Here is a 459-nt window from a genome sequence, read left to right on the forward strand (position 1 = left end):
TCCAAGGGCTGATTTCCATGATTCTTGTGTACATCGTAAAGCTCCTGTTTTGATGGTTTTATGGCAAACCGTTTTGAAATACGGTTCGTCTTATTCAATCGGATAAAGCGTCGGCAGAAGTTTCAGACGACCCTCCTGCCGATAAATGAAGAAAATTATGCGCCGCCGTGTGTTTCTTTAATCAGGAACACGGAAAACGCGCCCAGCAGCAGGACGACGCCCCCTACCAAGAACATATTGGCCTGCAAACCGCCCATCATCGGGAACAATATGAAGCTCAACAGCGAAGCGACGATTTGGGGCATACAGATGGAGCCGTTAAACAAGCCCAAATAAGTGCCCATGTGTTTGCCCGACAAGGCGTTGGTTACAATCGTCAGCGGATAAGTGATGATGCCCGCCCAAGCGATGCCGATTAAGATGTAAGACAACACCAGCGCGTATTGGTTGCTGATGAAG

At 48.6% G+C, this 459-nt stretch carries 1 pseudogene; it reads right to left on the bottom strand.

What is annotated here, in order from left to right:
- Positions 1-155: 155 nt before the first annotated feature.
- A pseudogene (locus tag ACTHUR_RS20380) lies at positions 156-459 on the bottom strand (MFS transporter); the annotation flags it as partial.

The sequence above is a fragment of the Neisseria sp. P0021.S007 genome (assembly GCF_051956855.1).